The sequence below is a fragment of the Paracoccus sp. T5 genome, assembly GCF_048538155.2.
Taxonomy (GTDB): Bacteria; Pseudomonadota; Alphaproteobacteria; order Rhodobacterales; family Rhodobacteraceae; genus Paracoccus.
Genome location: NZ_CM135809.1, coordinates 535,684 through 551,845, shown reverse-complemented (window position 1 = coordinate 551,845; position 16,162 = coordinate 535,684). Strand labels below are relative to the sequence as shown.

At 68.4% G+C, this 16,162-nt stretch carries 19 protein-coding genes; 10 read left to right on the top strand and 9 right to left on the bottom strand.

Going from position 1 to position 16,162, the window contains the following annotated elements; translation table 11 throughout:
• Positions 1 to 53: 53 nt before the first annotated feature.
• Positions 54 to 527 carry an SsrA-binding protein SmpB gene (smpB, locus tag ACNR9W_RS02780; RefSeq protein ID WP_419269153.1) on the bottom strand — a complete coding sequence of 158 codons (474 nt, stop codon included), beginning with the start codon at positions 525 to 527 and terminating at the stop codon, positions 54 to 56.
• A 93-nt stretch (positions 528 to 620) separates the two neighbouring features.
• Here smpB and ACNR9W_RS02775 point away from each other — a divergent pair, with 93 nt between their 5' ends.
• From ACNR9W_RS02775 to ACNR9W_RS02765, 3 genes are read left to right on the top strand one after another with little or no spacing between them, the layout of a single operon-like run.
• A complete protein-coding gene (locus tag ACNR9W_RS02775; RefSeq protein ID WP_458478605.1) occupies positions 621 to 1,058 on the top strand; it encodes an ion channel in 438 nt (145 codons plus the stop codon).
• Between the two features lie 4 nt (positions 1,059 to 1,062).
• Positions 1,063 to 2,736, top strand: coding sequence for a thiamine pyrophosphate-binding protein (locus ACNR9W_RS02770; protein ID WP_419269155.1), 1,674 nt, complete (start codon positions 1,063 to 1,065; stop codon positions 2,734 to 2,736).
• The gene (locus ACNR9W_RS02765; RefSeq protein ID WP_419269156.1) at positions 2,733 to 3,722 is read left to right on the top strand and encodes a P1 family peptidase; all 990 of its coding nucleotides are present in this window, start codon (positions 2,733 to 2,735) and stop codon (positions 3,720 to 3,722) included. Before ACNR9W_RS02770 ends, ACNR9W_RS02765 begins: the two co-directional genes overlap by 4 nt.
• Positions 3,723 to 3,776: 54 nt before the next feature.
• Here ACNR9W_RS02765 and ACNR9W_RS02760 read toward each other — a convergent pair whose 3' ends face one another.
• Positions 3,777 to 4,445 carry a DUF1236 domain-containing protein gene (locus tag ACNR9W_RS02760; protein WP_419269158.1) on the bottom strand — a complete coding sequence of 223 codons (669 nt, stop codon included), beginning with the start codon at positions 4,443 to 4,445 and terminating at the stop codon, positions 3,777 to 3,779.
• Positions 4,446 to 4,627: 182 nt separating this feature from the next.
• Between ACNR9W_RS02760 and ACNR9W_RS02755 the strand changes: the two genes are divergently transcribed.
• Together ACNR9W_RS02755 and ACNR9W_RS02750 are read left to right on the top strand one after the other, a co-directional pair.
• The gene (locus ACNR9W_RS02755; RefSeq protein WP_419269159.1) at positions 4,628 to 6,100 is read left to right on the top strand and encodes an NAD-dependent succinate-semialdehyde dehydrogenase; all 1,473 of its coding nucleotides are present in this window, start codon (positions 4,628 to 4,630) and stop codon (positions 6,098 to 6,100) included.
• A gap of 122 nt (positions 6,101 to 6,222) precedes the next feature.
• Positions 6,223 to 6,486 carry a GlsB/YeaQ/YmgE family stress response membrane protein gene (locus ACNR9W_RS02750; RefSeq protein WP_419269161.1) on the top strand — a complete coding sequence of 88 codons (264 nt, stop codon included), beginning with the start codon at positions 6,223 to 6,225 and terminating at the stop codon, positions 6,484 to 6,486.
• Between the two features lie 73 nt (positions 6,487 to 6,559).
• Here ACNR9W_RS02750 and ACNR9W_RS02745 read toward each other — a convergent pair whose 3' ends face one another.
• Positions 6,560 to 7,309 (bottom strand): DUF1013 domain-containing protein, encoded by a 750-nt coding sequence (locus tag ACNR9W_RS02745; RefSeq protein ID WP_111297668.1) that lies wholly within the window; start codon positions 7,307 to 7,309, stop codon positions 6,560 to 6,562.
• Between the two features lie 189 nt (positions 7,310 to 7,498).
• On the opposite strand from ACNR9W_RS02745, the gene ACNR9W_RS02740 reads away from it, so the two are divergent.
• A complete protein-coding gene (locus ACNR9W_RS02740) occupies positions 7,499 to 8,134 on the top strand; it encodes a ribonuclease T2 family protein (protein ID WP_419269162.1) in 636 nt (211 codons plus the stop codon).
• Between the two features lie 11 nt (positions 8,135 to 8,145).
• Here ACNR9W_RS02740 and ACNR9W_RS02735 read toward each other — a convergent pair whose 3' ends face one another.
• Both ACNR9W_RS02735 and ACNR9W_RS02730 read right to left on the bottom strand, forming a co-directional pair.
• A complete protein-coding gene (locus ACNR9W_RS02735; protein ID WP_419269163.1) occupies positions 8,146 to 9,135 on the bottom strand; it encodes an NAD(P)H-quinone oxidoreductase in 990 nt (329 codons plus the stop codon).
• A 9-nt stretch (positions 9,136 to 9,144) separates the two neighbouring features.
• On the bottom strand, positions 9,145 to 9,798 hold the full coding sequence (locus ACNR9W_RS02730) for a COQ9 family protein (protein ID WP_419269164.1): 654 nt from the start codon (positions 9,796 to 9,798) through the stop codon (positions 9,145 to 9,147).
• A gap of 93 nt (positions 9,799 to 9,891) precedes the next feature.
• Here ACNR9W_RS02730 and rpsU point away from each other — a divergent pair, with 93 nt between their 5' ends.
• Positions 9,892 to 10,098, top strand: coding sequence for a 30S ribosomal protein S21 (gene rpsU / locus ACNR9W_RS02725; protein WP_081994671.1), 207 nt, complete (start codon positions 9,892 to 9,894; stop codon positions 10,096 to 10,098).
• Between the two features lie 63 nt (positions 10,099 to 10,161).
• On the opposite strand, the gene ACNR9W_RS02720 is transcribed toward rpsU, so the two are convergent.
• On the bottom strand, positions 10,162 to 10,623 hold the full coding sequence (locus tag ACNR9W_RS02720) for an Lrp/AsnC family transcriptional regulator (RefSeq protein ID WP_419269411.1): 462 nt from the start codon (positions 10,621 to 10,623) through the stop codon (positions 10,162 to 10,164).
• Between the two features lie 134 nt (positions 10,624 to 10,757).
• Between ACNR9W_RS02720 and ald the strand changes: the two genes are divergently transcribed.
• Entirely contained in the window at positions 10,758 to 11,876 is a 1,119-nt protein-coding gene (ald, locus tag ACNR9W_RS02715; RefSeq protein ID WP_419269166.1) for an alanine dehydrogenase, read from the top strand.
• A 38-nt stretch (positions 11,877 to 11,914) separates the two neighbouring features.
• On the opposite strand, the gene mscL is transcribed toward ald, so the two are convergent.
• The 3 genes from mscL to ACNR9W_RS02700 form a co-directional block, all read right to left on the bottom strand.
• A complete protein-coding gene (gene mscL, locus ACNR9W_RS02710; RefSeq protein WP_419269167.1) occupies positions 11,915 to 12,355 on the bottom strand; it encodes a large conductance mechanosensitive channel protein MscL in 441 nt (146 codons plus the stop codon).
• 109 nt (positions 12,356 to 12,464) lie between these two features.
• A complete protein-coding gene (locus tag ACNR9W_RS02705) occupies positions 12,465 to 13,097 on the bottom strand; it encodes a DsbA family protein (protein WP_419269168.1) in 633 nt (210 codons plus the stop codon).
• A gap of 11 nt (positions 13,098 to 13,108) precedes the next feature.
• Positions 13,109 to 13,681, bottom strand: coding sequence for a DUF721 domain-containing protein (locus ACNR9W_RS02700; RefSeq protein ID WP_419269169.1), 573 nt, complete (start codon positions 13,679 to 13,681; stop codon positions 13,109 to 13,111).
• A gap of 85 nt (positions 13,682 to 13,766) precedes the next feature.
• Here ACNR9W_RS02700 and ACNR9W_RS02695 point away from each other — a divergent pair, with 85 nt between their 5' ends.
• Together ACNR9W_RS02695 and ACNR9W_RS02690 are read left to right on the top strand one after the other, a co-directional pair.
• On the top strand, positions 13,767 to 14,792 hold the full coding sequence (locus ACNR9W_RS02695) for an A/G-specific adenine glycosylase (RefSeq protein WP_419269170.1): 1,026 nt from the start codon (positions 13,767 to 13,769) through the stop codon (positions 14,790 to 14,792).
• Between the two features lie 10 nt (positions 14,793 to 14,802).
• Positions 14,803 to 15,942, top strand: coding sequence for an alkane 1-monooxygenase (locus ACNR9W_RS02690; protein WP_419269172.1), 1,140 nt, complete (start codon positions 14,803 to 14,805; stop codon positions 15,940 to 15,942).
• The last annotated feature ends 220 nt before the right edge of the window (positions 15,943 to 16,162 follow it).

The following is a 16,162-nucleotide window of genomic DNA, read 5'->3' as shown; positions in this document are numbered from 1 at the left end:
TTGCGCCGCCCCGATCTACAGGGGCGCAGGCGGGGCTGCAATGCCGCAGGGGGCTATCCCTGCTTCAGAAGCCGCTGTTTTTGCCGGTTCCAGTCACGCTTGGCGCTGGTTTCGCGCTTGTCGTGGTTCTTCTTGCCCTTGGCGACGCCGACCTTCAGCTTCACGATGCCGCGATGGTTGAAATACATCACCAGCGGGACCAGCGTCATCCCCTCGCGCGCGGTGGCCTGCCACAGCCGGGCCAACTCGCGCTTGTTGACCAGCAGCTTGCGGCGGCGGCGCTCCTCGTGGCCAAAGACGCCGGCGCGGGCCAGGGCCGCGATATAGCCGTTGATCAGCCACAGCTCTCCGCCCTCGACCGAGGCATAGCTTTCGGCGATGTTGGACTGGCCGGTCCGCAGCGACTTGACCTCGGACCCGGTCAGCATGATCCCCACCTCGAGATCGCTCTCGATGAAGTAGTCGAAGCGTGCCCGCCGGTTCTCGGCGATCACCTTATAGTTGCTGCTGTCATCATCCTTGGCCATGACCATGCCAGATAGGTGCGGCGCAGGCCCGTGTAAAGGTGCCGTTGCGCGCCCGGCCCGCCCTGCGCTAGCACTGTGGCGGGGGGACATGCGATGATGGGACAGATCGCTTTCGGGTCGGTGCTGATGGTGATCAGCGTGCTGATCGCCGGACAGGCGGTCTGGGCGCTGGAGGCGGCCTTTGCCCGCTGGTCCCGCTGGCTGATGCACGCCCCGCACCGGCCCAAGCTGGTCCTGGTCGTGGTGGCGACCAGCCTTGCGGTGCTGGCGATGCTGACGGCCTCGGTCTGGCTCTGGGCTGCGACCTTCCATCTGCTGGGCGTCTTCGCCAGCTTCGAGGAATCGATGTATTTCACCCTGGTGACCTTTACCACGCTTGGCTATGGCGACGTGCTGATGCCCCGGGACTGGCGCATCCTTGGCGGCATGGCGGCGGCCAACGGCTTGCTGAACTTTGGCCTGATGACGGCCTTCATGGTCGAGGCGCTGCGGCATGTCCGCGTGCGCCAGATCGAATTCACGAAAGGATGAACGGATGCGGCATGGCGGGCAGATCCTGGTCCAGGCGCTGCGCCTGAACGGCGTCACGCGGGTGTTCTCGGTACCGGGGGAAAGCTTTCTTGCGGCGCTGGACGGGCTGCATGACAGCGGCATCGCCAATATCGTCTGCCGCCACGAGGGCGGCGCCGCGATGATGGCCGAGGCCACGGGCAAGCTGACGGGGCGGACGGGCGTGGCCTTCGTCACCCGCGGGCCCGGTGCCACCAATGCCAGCGCGGGCGTCCATGTCGCGCGCCAGGATTCAACGCCGATGATCCTTTTTGTCGGCCAGATCGCGCGCGGGCACCAGGATCGCGAGGCCTTTCAAGAGGTCGATTACCGCGCCATGTTCCGCCCTCTGGCGAAATGGGTGGCGCAGATCGACAGCACCGACCGCATCGCGGAATACATGGCGCGCGCCTTTCACGTCGCGCAGGCAGGCCGCCCCGGCCCCGTCGTGCTGGCCCTGCCCGAGGACATGCTGTCGGGCCAGGCCTGCATCCCCGACCTGGCGCCCGCCCGCCTGCCGCTGGCCCATGTCGCGCCCGAATCGGTCTCGACCCTGGCGCGGGCGCTGTCGACAGCGCGCCGGCCGCTGGTGGTGGCGGGCGGCAGCCTGTGGTCGCAGCAGGCGGCCGATGACCTCGCCCGCTTTGCCGCGGCTTGGGACCTGCCGGTGGCGGTTCCCTTCCGGCGGCAGGACCGGATGGACAACCGCCTGCCGCATTACGTGGGCGACCTGGGCGTGGGCATGAACCCGGCCTTGGGGCGCGCCCTGGCCGAGGCGGACGTGATCCTGTCGCTCGGCTCCCGCCTGGGGGACACGCTGACGGATGGCTATGCGCTGATGGACCCGGTGCGCCCGCAGGCCCGCGTGATGCTGGTCCATCCCGACCCGGACCAGCTGGGCCAGCTGTGGCGCCCGGACCCCGGACTGGCGGCCGATCCGCGCGCGGTGGTGGCGGCCCTGGCCGACATGCCCGCCCCGCCCGCGCCCTGGTCCGAGTGGCGGACGCGCCTGCGCCGGGAGTATGAGGCCTGGCAGACCCCGCGCCGCACCCCCGGCGCCCTGCGTCTGGAACATGTGGTGACCTGGCTGGCCGATCACCTGCCCCACGACGCGATCCTGACCAATGGCGCGGGCAATTACGCGGCCTTCCTGCACCGCTATTACCGCTGGCGGCAGGTCGGGACGCAGCTTGCGCCGACCTCGGGGTCGATGGGTTACGGATTGCCTGCGGCCATCGCCGCCAGCCTGATGCATCCCGACCGGATGGCCGTCTGCCTGGCCGGGGACGGCTGCCTCCAGATGACGCTGAACGAGCTGTCCACCGCCGCGCAATACGGCGCCACGCCCATCGTCATCGTCGCCAACAACGGCCGCTACGGCACGATCCGCATGCACCAGGAGCGCCACTATCCCGGTCGCGTCTCGGGCACGGACCTGTTCAATCCGGATTTTGCCGCCTTGGCCCGCGCCTATGGCGGCCACGGGGAACGGGTCGAGCGGGACGAGGATTTCGCCCCCGCCTTTGAACGCGCCCGCCTGTCGGGCCGCCTGGCCGTGATTGATCTGCGCCTGGACCCCGAGGCGCTGACCACCGGCGCCACCCTGTCCCAGACCCGGCAGGCCGCCCTGCAGGCGCGGGCGACCGTGGGCGGCGCATGAGGCCCGGTCCGCGCAACCTGATCACCGATGTGGCGGGGCTGCGGGTCGGGAACGCGCAGGATACGGGCCTGCGATCGGGCGTGACGGTCCTGACCGCCGATGCGCCCTTCGCGGCTTCGGTCAAGGTGATGGGAGGCGCGCCCGGGACGCGCGAGACCGACCTGCTGGCCCCCGACAAGCTGGTGAGCGGGGTCGATGCGCTGGTCTTGTCGGGCGGATCGGCCTTCGGGCTGGCGGCCTGCGACGGGGTGATGGAGGCGCTGCATGCCGCAGGACGCGGCTTCGCCGTGGGTGCGGCGCGGGTGCCCATCGTTCCGGGTGCGATCGTCTTTGACCTGCTGAACGGCGGCGCCAAGGATTGGGCCGTCAATCCCTACCTCGGCTTGGGCCGCAGGGCGTTGCGGGGCGCGGCGGCCGAGTTTTCCCTCGGCTCGGTCGGGGGCGGAACGGGGGCGATGACGGGCAACCTGAAGGGGGGACTGGGCTCTGCCTCGGCGGTGCTGTCCTGCGGCGCGACCGTCGGCGCGCTGGTGGTGGTGAATGCCCTCGGCGCCGCGACCGTGGGCGATCATCCGCAGTTCTGGGCGGCCCCTTGGGAGCTGGAGGGCGAATTCGGCGGCCTGGGCCTGCCCGCGCAGTTCCCCGCCGCCGACGAGCCCCGCCCCGCCAAGCGGCTTGGGGAGGCGACCACCATCGCCATCGTCGCCACCGACGCAGCCCTGGACAAGGCCGGGCTGCAGCGCCTGGCGACAGCCGCCCATGACGGCCTGGCCCGCGCGCTGGTGCCCAGCCATACGCCGCTGGACGGCGATCTGGTCTTTGCGGCCTCGACCGCTGCGCGGCCGCTGGCCGATCCGGTGGCGGATGGTTTCAGGCTGGGTCATGCCGCGGCCTGCGTGCTGGCCCGGGCCATTGCCCGTGGGATTCATGCAGCGCAGCCGATGGAGGGCGACCTGCAGCCCTGCTGGTCCAGCCGTTTCGCATGAAAAAGGGCGGCGCGACTTAGCGCACCGCCCCCAGAGATCGCCAAGAGGGACAGCTTAGCGATAGATGTAAACGATCTGGCGGTCGTTCGGATCCACCAGAACCGTCTGTCCGTTGATCTGGGCATAGCGGTACTGCGGCTGCTCGGGAATTTCATAGACATTCACCGTCTCGGGGACGCCCGCGCCGATCACGACCTCGCCTTCCAGATAGACCGGCTGGACGCTGTTGGAGGTCACATAGGTGGTGACTTCGGGCGCCGGTTCCTCGGTCGCGGCGGCAGCGGCGCCCCCGCCGATGGCGGCCCCCGCCACGGCACCGACCGGGCCACCGATCAGCGCGCCCATGGCCGCGCCCCCCAGTCCGCCGACCGCGGCGTTCTGGCCGGCATTCTCGGCCTCGGCCGGGGCTTCGATGATGGTCACGCCCACGGTCTGGCGGTTGGGATAGAGCGAGACGACCTCATCCCCGGCCGTGACGTTGAGATAGTCGCCATAGGACCAGCCCTGCAGGTCGCCCGAACTGACCTCGCACCAGTTGGCGCTGTCGATGCAGCCGCGGACATCCACCTCGTTGCCAGCGGTGATGGCGCCGATCACCTCGTGCTGGACGCCGGGACCCGAACGCACGTTCAGGTCGGTCGCGGCGGTGGCGGTGGTCTGGGCCATGGCGGCCCCCGAAAGGCCAAGGGCGGCGACGGCGGAGGTCAGGAAAAGCTTGCGCATGATAAACTCCTGTTTTTGTGGGGACCCGTGGTCAGGTCGATCGCAGCTTGAACATCCGGAACCGCCCCCCTGTTCCCGGCGTGCCGATCACATCCGCTTGCCCCGCGCGTGAGCGGCGGCCGCGTTTTGACAAGCGCGCCCGCGCGTGGTCATCTATGCGCGCCGCCGTCAGAGGAGCGATCATGACCAAGCATTCCACCGACCTGAAGACCCTGCTGCGCGACCCCTCGCTGCTGGAGACCCGCGCCTTCGTGGGGGGCGAATGGGTCGACGCCGATGGCGGCGCGACCTTCGAGGTCACGAACCCGGCACGCGGTGACGTGATCGCCCGGGTGGCCGACCTGGGCCGGGCCGAGGTCGGGCGCGCCATCGACGCCGCCGAGGCCGCGATGAAGGACTGGGCCGCCCGTCCCGCCAAGGAGCGCGCCCAGGTGATGCGCCGCTGGTACGACCTGATGATGGAGAACCAGGACGACCTGGGCCGCATCCTGACCGCCGAACAGGGCAAGCCCCTGCCCGAGGCCAAGGGCGAGATCGCCTATGGCGCCAGCTTTGTCGAATGGTTCGGCGAGGAGGCCAAGCGTGTCTATGGCGAGACGATCCCCGGCCACCAGGCCGACAAGCGCCTGACCGTCATCCGCCAGCCCATCGGCGTCGTTGGATCGATCACGCCCTGGAACTTTCCCAATGCGATGATCGCCCGCAAGGCCGCGCCGGCCTTGGCCGTCGGCTGCGGTTTCGTCGCGCGTCCCGCCGCGGAAACCCCGCTGTCGGCGCTGGCCATGGCGGTTCTGGGGGAACGTGCGGGCCTGCCCAAGGGCATCCTGTCGGTGGTGACCTCGTCACGCGCCAGCGATGTCGGCAAGGAATTCTGCGAGAACCACAAGGTGCGCAAGCTGACCTTCACCGGATCGACCGAGGTGGGGCGCATCCTGCTGCGCCAGGCGGCCGACCAGGTGATGAAGTGCAGCATGGAACTGGGCGGCAACGCGCCCTTCATCGTCTTCGACGACGCCGATCTGGATGCCGCGGTCGACGGCGCGATGGCGTCCAAATTCCGCAACAACGGCCAGACCTGCGTCTGCGCCAACCGCATCTATGTCCAGTCGGGCGTCTATGACGCTTTTGCCAGAAAGCTGGCGGCGGCGGTCGACAAGCTGCGCGTCGGCGACGGGCTGGAGGAGGGCACGACCACCGGCCCGCTGATCAACGAAAAAGCGGTCGAGAAGGTCGAGGAGCATATCCGCGACGTCCTGGACGGCGGCGGCGAGGTGATGACCGGCGGCAAGCGCAAGGACGGGCTGTTCTTTGAACCCACGGTGATGACCGGCGTGAAGGACGAGATGAAGGTCTCGACCGAGGAAACCTTTGGTCCTCTTGCCCCGCTGTTCCGCTTCGAGACCGAGGAGGAGGCCGTCCGGAAGGCCAATGACACGATCTTCGGCCTGGCGTCCTATTTCTACGCCCGCGACATCGGCCGCATTACCCGCGTGCAGGAGGCGCTGGAATATGGCATCGTCGGCGTGAACACCGGCATCATCTCGACCGAGGTGGCGCCCTTCGGCGGGGTCAAGCAGTCCGGCCTGGGCCGCGAGGGAAGCCGCCACGGAATGGACGACTATCTGGAGATGAAGTACATCTGCCTGTCGGTGTGACCCTTTTCCCACAGTCGTATCACGGGGCCCCGGTCCGCGGGAACGGATCGGGGCCTCGGGCATTGTCGATGCGACAGGTCGCTGCGGGTGCGGCCACTGCAAACACGAAAAGGGACATTTCCATGGAAGGTTACGGCTGGATTCTCTCCATCATCCTGGGCGCCATCGCCGGCTGGATCGCTGAAAAGATCATGAAGGGCGACCATGGCCTGCTGGCAAACATCATCCTGGGCATCCTGGGCGCGCTGATCGGTAACTGGCTGTTCCGCGCCATTCTGGGCACGACCGCAGGGGGCCTGATCGGCCAGCTGATCGTCGCCGTGATCGGTGCCTGCATCCTGATCGCGATCTATCGCATGATCCGCGGCAAGTCGGTCCGACACTGACCTTCACCTGCCCCGAATGCAAAAGGCCGGCATTGCGCCGGCCTTTTTTCATGAGAATCTGACGGCCGCGTCCTCAGCGCTGGTCGTCCTCGTCCTCGTCATCCTCGCCCGCATCGGGCAGGTTGAAGAAGCTGTCGGCATCGCGCGCGGGCTCCGGGCGCTTTTCTTCGCGATTAAGGCTGAAGTTCTCCAGGCCCGCGATCGAGCTGGGCAGCCGCGGCTCATCCGACATCGACAGCGAGGTCTCGGTGCTGACCAGCTTGCGGCGCTCGTCGTCGGTCATCACCACGCCCTCGGCGGCGCGCTTCTTGGCGGCCTTCTGCACGGCCGCGTCCAGCTCGGTCTGGCGGCACAGGCCCAGGGCCACCGGGTCGATCGGCTGGATGTTCTGGATGTTCCAGTGGGTCCGCTCGCGGATCGAGGCGATGGTGGGCTTGGTCGTGCCGACCAGCTTGGCGATCTGCGCGTCCTGCAGCTCCGGATGGAACTTGACCAGCCACAGGATAGCGGCCGGACGGTCCTGGCGCTTGGACAGGGGCGTATAGCGCGGGCCGCGACGCTTTTCCTCGCCATCGGCGGCGGGATTGTGCTTCAGGCGCAGGCGATAGGCCGGGCTGCCCTCGGCGCGCTTGATCTCTTCGGCGTCCAGCTGGTTCGAGGCGACGGGGTCATAGCCCTTGACGCCGGCGGCGACGTCGCCATCGGCGATCCCCTGGACCTCAAGCTCGTGCAGACCGCAGAAGTCGCCGATCTGCTTGAAGCTGAGCGTCGTGTTGTCGACCAGCCAGACGGCGGTGGCCTTGGCCATCAGCGGCTTGCTCATGTCAGTCTCCTTCGCTTGTCTCGTATGCCCCGAACATGGGCGGCTTGGCCGGAAAAACGGCTTCGGCTGACGCCATTCCTCGTTTTCGGGGGGAATTGCCGGGTCATATAGCGTTTTCGACGCGCGGGGAAAAGAGGATTCGGAAAGTTTGCGGATGCGGGGCGGCCCCTGCCCGTCTATCCTTGCCCGATGCGCCTGATTGCCCTGATCCTTGCCACCCTGCTTTTCGCCGGCCCGTCCCAGGCGCGCGACATCGCCGGGCAGTTCGACTATTACGTCCTGGCGCTCAGCTGGCAGCCCGGCTGGTGCAGCAGCACGGGCGACGACCGGGCCGCGCCGGAATGCCGCGACGGCACCGGGCGGGGCTTCACCGTCCACGGGCTCTGGCCCCAGAACGAACGCGGCTGGCCCCGCGATTGCGCCACGGCCGAACGCGATCCGTCGCGCCGCGAAAGCCAGGCGATGAACGACATCATAGGGTCCGGCGGGCTGGCCTGGCACCAGTGGAAAAAGCACGGCCGTTGCAGCGGGCTGCCCGCCAGCGCCTATTACGACGCGACGCGCAACGCCCTGGACCGGATCGCCGTCCCGCAGGTTCTGGACCGGCTGGATCGCGACATCACGCTGGACCCCACCCTGGTCGAGGAGGCGTTTCTGGAGGCCAATCCCGACCTGACCGCCGACGGCGTGACGGTCACCTGCCGCAACCGGTCCCTGGCTGAGGTGCGCATCTGCCTGACCCGCGACCTGCACCCGCGCGACTGTGCCCCCGACGCACGCAGCGACTGCAGCCGCGCCAAGGTGCTGATGGAGGCCGTCCGCTAAGGCCCGTGGCCTCAGCCGCCAGCCACCTGCAGCACGATCTTGCCGATATGGTCGCTGCTTTCCATCCGCCGATGCGCGTCGGCAGCCTCGGCCAGCGCGAATTCGCTGTCGATGGTGACCCCGACCGAGCCTGCCGCAATCATCGGCCACAGCTGCTTGCGCAGCGCATCGGCCAGTTCCGCCTTGGCGACATCCGATTGCGGGCGCAGGGTGGACCCGGTGACGGTCAGGCGGTTCACCATGATCTGGGCAAAGTTCAGCTCGACCTTGGGCCCCTCCAGAAAGGCGATCATCACCAGCCGCCCGTCCAGCGCCAGCGCCTTGATGTTGCGCGGGATATAGCTGCCGCCGACCATGTCCAGGATCAGGTCGGCGCCGCCGGCCTCCTTCAGGACCTTGACGAAATCCTGGGTGCGGTAATTGATCGGGGTGGCGCCCAGGGCCTCGATCGCAGTGCATTTCTCTTCGCTGCCGGCGGTGGCAAAGACACGCGCGCCCAGGCCATGTGCGATCTGGATCGCCATCATGCCGATCCCCGATGTGCCGCCATGCACCAGGAACCGCTCACCCCCGGTCAGGCCGCCGCGCTGCACGACGTTGGACCAGACGGTAAAGGCGGTTTCGGGCAGGCAGGCACCTTCGCGCAGGGTCAGGCCGCGCGGGATGCGCAGCGCGTGGTCGGCATGGCAGACGACATATTCGGCATAGCCGCCCCCCGGCACCAGGGCGCAGACCTGTTCGCCCTTCTTCCAGCGGGTGACGCCCGCGCCCATGCCGACGATCTCGCCCGAGGCCTCCAGCCCCGGCAGGTCCGAGGCGCCGGGCGGAGGCGCATAGCTGCCGGCCCGCTGCAGCACGTCGGGGCGATTCACCCCGGCATAGGCGACCTTGATCAGGATCTGGTCATGGCAGGGCACCGGCACGGGCCGGGTGGTCTGGCGCAGCTGGTCGGCCGCGCCGGGAGATGCGATCTCGATCGCGGTCATCTGGTCGGGGAACATGGGATTTCCTTATCGCGTCTTTCCGGGAAGGGCACGGGCGCGCGGCGCCTTGATCCAGCCAAAGGCGGCGCGGCCCAGGCTTTCGGCCCCGGGCAGCTTGCGCAGCCGGGACTTGACGGTCTCGATGCTCATCACGCCGTCGATGCGGCGGTCGATGAAGGCGCGGGTGTCTTGGCGCCCCTCGGAATCGTCGCCCAGCCAGAACAGCACCGTGGCAGAGATCACGGCCGTCAGGGTGGCACGCTTGGAATACCAGTTCACGTCCTGCGACCTGTCGCCAAGCCCGGTCCAGATGACGTCGGCCGTTTCCCAGACCAGCTGCGCCGCCAGCGCCGCGTTCTGCGGCAGCGCCAGCGTCGCGGCGCCCGCCCGCACCAGTTCCGGGTCCACCAGTTCCAGCCGGCGCCAGACCGCCTGAGAGATGCGGTCGCGGAACCGGCCCTGCAGCGGGGTCTCTCCCAGCGACCGGCGCAGCGCCTCGTCGGCGCGGCGGTGATAGGCCGCGGCCAGACCGGCGCCGCCCTGGGGGAAATGCACCCGGATCAGCGAGGGCGACATTCCGATGTCGCGGGCCCCGGCGGCCAAGGCACGGTCGTTCATCCCCTCGAAGGGCACATGGGTCAGCGCGGCATCCAGCAGCGCGTCGCGGTCGGTCTGGGTCATGGCTTACCTCTTCTGGACAGGGCCGCCCGCTTCTGTTAGGGGGACGCTTCCTGCAATCTATCAACTCTAACCTAGGAAGGTGGTGACAACCACATGCAGGTCAATGTTCGCGACAACAACGTCGAACAGGCGCTTCGTGCCCTGAAGAAAAAACTTCAGCGCGAAGGTGTCTTCCGCGAAATGAAGCTCAAGCAGCATTTCGAGAAGCCGTCGGTCAAGAAAGCCCGTGAAAAGGCCGAGGCCGTTCGCCGCGCCCGCAAGCTGGCCCGTAAAAAGGCACAGCGCGAAGGCGCGCTGTAAGGCGACGCGATCAGCGTAATCCGAAAACCCCCGTGACCCCGTGTCGCGGGGGTTTTCTTATGATCAGACGGGGATCGCCGTGGTCCGGAACACCGTCCGCAGGGCAAAGCTGGAATGCATCTGCGCGACCCCCGGCAGGCGGGCCAGGTGCTGGCGGTGAATGCGGGCGAAATCGTCGGTATCCTCGACCACAATCTTCAGCAGGTAATCGGCCGTGCCGGCCATCAGGTGGCATTCCAGCACGTCGGGAATGGTCCGCACGCCGCGTTCGAAGGCGTCCAGCACCTCGTCGGCCTGTCCCGACAAGGTGATCTCCACAAAGACAGTGGTCTGGCGCCGCAGCGCGCGTGCATCCAGCAGCGCCACATAGCCCGAGATGACGCCTGCCTCCTCCAGCCGCTGGACCCTCCGGTGGCAGGCCGAGGGCGACAGGTGCACCCGCACCGCCAGTTCGGCATTGCTGATTCGCCCCTCCTTCTGAAGAAGCACAAGGATCCGGCGGTCTATTGCGTCAAGGTCGGCCATGGCGGCAGGTTCTTCGATTTCCTGACGCAGTTCCAGCAGCTTCTTCGCGGTTTCGTCCCCGATGCAGGCCATCTTCGCAGCACCTTTCGGCGCCGCCCTGCCAAGATGGAGGAAACATGGAAAGGGAGAGAGCCATGAAGATCGGATGCCCGAAAGAGATCAAGCCGCAGGAATTCCGCGTGGGCCTGACGCCGGCCGCCGCGGCCGAGGCGGTGGGGCGCGGCCACAGCGTCGTCGTGCAGACCGGCGCCGGCCTGGGCGCGGGCTTCACCGACGGGGATTACCAGGCGGCCGGTGCGACCCTCGCCCCCGATGCCGCCGCGGTCTTCGACCAGGCGGAACTGATCATCAAGGTCAAGGAACCGCAGGCCGTTGAGCGCAAGATGCTGCGCCAGGGCCAGATCCTGTTCACCTATCTGCACCTGGCGCCCGACCCGGACCAGACCCGCGACCTGCTGGACAGCGGCGTGACCGCCATCGCCTATGAAACCGTGACGGATGCCAAGGGCGGCCTGCCCCTGCTGGCGCCGATGTCCGAAGTCGCCGGCCGCCTGGCCCCGCAGGTGGGATCCTGGGCGCTGCAGAAGGCCAATGGCGGGCGCGGCGTGCTGATGGGCGGCGTGCCGGGCGTCCGGCCCGCCAATGTCGTCATCATCGGCGGCGGCGTGGTGGGCGCAGCGGCGGCCCGCGTTGCCGTGGGCATGGGCGCGAATGTGACGGTCATGGACCGGTCAGTGCCGCGGCTGTCCTATCTGGACGACATCTTTATGGGCAAGCTGACCACCCAGTTCGCCAGCGCCCCCGCCACGGCCGAACTGATCCGGACCGCCGACATGGTGATCGGCGCCGTCCTGATCCCGGGGGCCGCCGCGCCCAAGCTGGTGACCCGCGAACAGCTGTCGACCATGCCCCAGGGCGCGGTCCTGGTGGACGTGGCCATCGACCAGGGCGGCTGTTTTGAAACCTCGCGCGCGACGACCCACCAGGACCCGATCTATGAGATCGACGGCGTGATCCATTACTGCGTGGCCAACATGCCGGGCGCGGTGGCGCGCACCTCGACGCAGGCGCTTGGGAACGTGACGATGCCGCATCTGCTGGCTCTGGCCGACAAGGGCTGGCGGCAGGCGGTGACGGACGACCCGCATCTGCGGGCGGGACTGTCGACCCATGAGGGGCAGCTGACCTCACCCCCGGTGGGCGAGGCCCTGGGCCTGGACGCAGTGACGCCGGACCGGCTGCTGGCCGACTGACAAGGTGGCCGGCGCGATGGCGCCGGCACCGAAAGGCCTCAGATCCGGGCGGCGCGGTCGGCCAGCAGGTCGCGGATCTGGGCCAGCAGCTCTTCCTGGCTGGGGCCGACGGCGGGCTCCTCCGCCTCCTCTTTCTGAAAGGCGGCCGACTGCATCCGGTTGATGACCTTGACCAGCACGAACACCGCCCAGGCTATGATCAGAAAGTTCAGCACCGCCATCAGGAAGGAGCCATAGGCAAGGATCGCCGCCCCCGACTGCCGCGCCACGGCCAGGCTGGAGCCGTTGGCCACGCTGCCCGACAGGACCAGGTAGCGGTCGGTAAAGTCGATGCCGCCCGTCAGCAGGCCCAGGACCGGGTTGATCAGGTCGGCGACCAGCGAGTTGACGATGCCGGTGAAGGCCGCGCCGATGATGATGCCCACGGCAAGGTCGATGACATTGCCGCGGGCGATGAAAGTCTTGAATTCCCTGAACATGACGAACCGTCCCTCTGCCACGCCTGCCGCCGCAGAGTAGCGGCGCGTCCTGGCAAAAGGCAACGGCCCAGGCGTCCGGCGGGCCCGGGGCCTGCCGGACCGACCGGTCTTATTCGGCCGGCGCGGGGGCCTCGGCCAGCTTGGCGTCGATGATGCCCTTCATGCTGTCCCAGGGCTGGTTCGAGACCTTTTCGCCGCCGATGATGAAGGTCGGGGTCGCCTCGACCTCGTCCGCGGTGGCGTTCTGCTGGAAGGTCGCGATCAGTTGCTCGACCTTGGCGGTGTCGTCCCAGCAGGCCGTCATCTGCTCTTCGGTCATGCCCGCCTTCAGGCCGATGCGGCGCAGGTTGGCCGCAATCTCGTCGCCCGACCCGCCGGACAGCCATTCCTTCTGTTCGTCGAACAGCATGTCCGAAACGGCATAATATTTGTCGTCACCCCCGCAGCGCGCCAGGATCCCGGCCCAGAGGCCCACCTGGTCGAAGTAGATGTCGCGCTGGACAAAGCGGACCTGGCCGCTGTCGATGTAATCCGCCTTCAGCTGCGGAAAGACGTCACTGTGGAAATTGGCGCAATGCCCGCAGGTAAAGCTGGCATATTCGATGATGGTCAGCGGCGCGTCCTCGGCCCCCAGCGCGATATCGGGCAGCGTTTCAACCGGGGTTTCGGGCGCGGCATCCTGCGCCACGGCCGGCAGGGCCAGGGTCAGGGCAAGCGCGGTCGCGGCAAAGCGGAGAAACATGGGAAGTCCTTTCAGAAATCTTGCGGTTCGGGATCTGGGGTGCTGCGGGGCTGGCGGCTGGCCACGTTCAGGGCCAGCCGGGCCATCGCCTCGGCCAGGGTCGGGTCGTCGAATTGCCGCGCGACGCGGTCGGCCTGACGGGCGCTGGCCGGATCGGGCGCCTTGGGCGCGCGCGGGGCTGTGGAAAAGCGCGCCTGGCCTTGGGCAAAGCCGGTGGCGGCGGTCTGGGTCAGGGTGATGCGCTGGACGGCATTGTAGCCATAGCAGGCGTTCACCCGTTCGCGCAGCTGGGGCAGCTGCATCTCGACCATGGGGGCCATCGGGCCTGTCGTCAGCAATGTCAGCGTGGCGCCAAAGCCGCCGCGGCTGTGGCTGATGCGGACCGGGCGGGTCACGGCGGCCAGCTGGGGGCCGGCGATCTCGGCCCAATGGGTCAGCAGGCGGGCGACGGCAAAGCCCCGACCCTCAGCCGCCTTCTGCACCCGGTCGGCCAGCAGCGAGGCCGCCGCCTGGAAACCGCGGCTGCGCCTTCGGGCAGGACCCGAGGTGCCGTAGGGTGACGAGGTGCGGGGTGTCTGGGCCATCTTTGCCTGATCTGCTATCACACCCATATCCTTAGCCAGCCCTCCGCCCGGATGAAAGCGCGCCGACCCCGATGAGGCCACATAATTGCGTGACAGCAAGGTGATCGCCCCCGACCTTCTGGCCTGGTATGACCGCCATGCCCGCACCCTGCCCTGGCGCGTGCCGCCCGGCGGGCCGCCCGCCGATCCCTATCGCGTCTGGCTGTCCGAGGTGATGCTGCAGCAGACCACCGTGGCAGCGGTCAAGGCGTACTTCCTGCGCTTCACCGCGCTTTGGCCGACGGTCCAGGACCTGGCGGCGGCCGAGGATGCGCGCGTGATGGCCGAATGGGCGGGGCTTGGCTATTACGCCCGCGCCCGCAACCTGCTGGCCTGCGCCCGCGCCGTGGCCGCGCGGGGAGGTTTTCCCGACACGCGCGAGGGGCTGGCCGCGCTGCCGGGAATTGGCCCCTATACCTCGGCCGCGATCGCCTCGATCGCCTTCGGTCGCACGGAAACCGTGGTGGACGGGAATGTCGAGCGCGTCGTCGCGCGGCTGTTCGCGGTGGATACCCCCCTGCCCCGCGCCAGGCCGCAGCTGACGGCGCTGGCAGGCCAGCTGACACCCACCGAACGCCCGGGCGATTATGCGCAGGCGATGATGGATCTGGGCGCGACCATCTGCACGCCGCGCAGTCCGGCCTGCGTCATCTGCCCGGTCCAGACCGAATGCGAGGCGCGCCGGCAGGGGATCGCGGCCGAGCTGCCGCGCAAGCTGGCCAAGGCGCCCAAGCCCGAGCGCGAGGGGGTGGCTTGGGTCGCCCGCCAGGGCCAGGCGCTGCTGCTGGAACATCGCCCTGCCAAGGGGCTGTTGGGCGGGACGCTGGCCTTTCCCTCGGCCCGGTGGGACGGGCGCGACCTGCCCCCGCCGGGTCCCGCCCAGTGGCGCGAGATCGGGCAGGTGCGCCACGTCTTTACCCATTTCAGCCTGACGCTGCGGGTGATGAGCGGCCAGCTGACCGGCAATCCCGAACGCGGAGAGCTTGTGCCCCTGCGGCAGATCGACCGCGAGGCGCTGCCCGGGCTGATGCGCAAGGTCTGGGATATGGCGCAGGGCGAGATCGCGGCGTAGCATTCCCGCCATGAGTGAGTCGCGCACCCCCAACCTGCCCGCCGCCGCGCCCTTCTGGCTGTCGGTGCTGATGATCCCGCTGGTGGTGCTGGCCGCCTGGCGGGGCGGCGGGTGGTGGGCGCTGATCCCGGCCTATGCCTGGTACCTGACCACGGCGCTGGACGGCATCCTGGGCCTGAACGAGGCGAACCCTGACCCCGAAACGGGGACCGACCAACTGTTCTGGCACCGGGCCGTCACGATCATCTGGTTCCCGCTGCAATTTGCCGCGATCTTCGGGTCGATCTGGTACGTGCAGGCGACGGGGCACCTGTCGGGGCTTGAAAAACTTGGGCTTTTCTTCGGCATCGGCGTCCTGTCGGGCAGCATCGGCATCGTCTATGCCCATGAGCTGCTGCACCAGAAGACCCCGGCCGAGCGCTGGCTGGGGGACCTGCTGCTGGCCTCGGTGCTTTATTCGCATTTCCGGACCGAGCATCTGCTGGTGCATCATTCCTGGGTCTCGACCCCGCGCGACGCGGTCTCGGCGCGCTATGGCGAGGGGTTCTACGGGTTTTTCCGGCGCGTGCTGACAGAGGGACCGCGCAGTGCCTGGGTGGCCGAGACGCGGTTCCTGGCGCGGGCCGGGCGCGGCCCATGGGACCAGCGCAACCCCTTCTGGCGCTATGGGGCGCTGCAGCTGGGGATGCTGGCCCTGGCCGCGGTTCTGGGGGGCTGGATCGGGGTTTTCCTGTTCCTTTTCCAAGCCTTCATCGCCGTGTGGCAGCTGGAGCTGACCAATTACGTCGAACATTACGGCCTGACCCGCAAGCATCTGGGCGACGGCCGCTATGAGCCTGTCCGGCCGCGCCACAGCTGGAATGCCAGCCACAGGGCGACGAACTGGCTGCTGATCAACCTGCAGCGCCATTCGGACCATCACACCAAGCCCGACCGCCGGTTCCCGCTGCTGCAGACCTATGGCGCGGACGAGGCGCCGCAACTGCCCCACGGCTATCCGGTGATGACCATGGTGGCGATGGTGCCGCCCCTGTGGCGGCGGCGGATGAACCCGCGCGTGCGCGCCTGGCGGCGGCAGTTCTATCCCGAGATCGCGGACTGGACCCCCTATGACACCGGCGCGCTGCCGATGCCGCGCAACGCGCTCTAGCGCAACGCGCGGTGCCGGGCGCAACGGGCGGGGGCGGATCGGCGGGCGTGGCCAGGAATCGCTGGGCCCGTGCCCGCACGGCGCATGCACCGCCAAGGCACTGGGTGTGCACAGGGCGTACACCGCTTGCGGATTGCGGGTTAAGGTCGCGTCAAGGCAGGTCGCCATGAAAGACGCCCCGCCATGCAAGGATGGCGGGGCGAGGTGGTTCCGGCGGGCG